Origin of the sequence: Carnobacterium sp. 1290_CSPC (genome assembly GCF_001053265.1) — a bacterium.
GTDB classification, from domain to species: Bacteria; Bacillota; Bacilli; order Lactobacillales; family Aerococcaceae; genus Aerococcus; species Aerococcus urinaeequi.
The window spans coordinates 1-540 of the sequence record NZ_JVVG01000120.1; the positions used below are offsets into that span (position 1 = coordinate 1).

General features: G+C 38.0%; 1 pseudogene. It reads right to left on the reverse strand.

From position 1 onward, the window contains the following. Window positions 1-540 (reverse strand): annotated as a pseudogene (locus tag AC973_RS09410) (RNA-guided endonuclease TnpB family protein); the annotation flags it as partial.

Below are 540 nucleotides of genomic sequence, written 5' to 3' on the forward strand. Positions count from 1 at the left end.
CGACAGAGTAATTCAGCTTGACCGAACTTGTAAGCATTCTGGCTAAATTGTTGAAGATAATCGATATGTTGCTTATCACAAGACACTTTAATTCGTCCTTGATTGGTCGTCAGTGAATAGGTATTGTTTTGGTGATAAGCGTAGTTACGATTACGTACGAACACAGCTACTGGTTGCTTAAACCCTAGGGGTTTCGTTAAATGGTAAAGGTCTTTATATAGCGTATGATATTTACCTGTATGGATATCTTTATAACGCTTAGGTTTTTGTTTAAACTGTGTTTTCACGGTCTTATATCTCGCGATTACCGTACGCATCACGGACTGGGCCATTTGCGATTGCAGCCCAAAATCCTGACGTATCTGATGATACAAGGCGTTGTGCAAAGTCGTTTGACCTAATTCAAAGTCATGGTCAAAGATATATGTCGAAACAAAATTACAAGCGTTTAAAAACTGTTGTTGGGTTTCTTCGAACTTTTCAATATCACTAGCACTTGGGTATAATTGCACTTTAATCGTTTTCGTTAACTGCATCTTA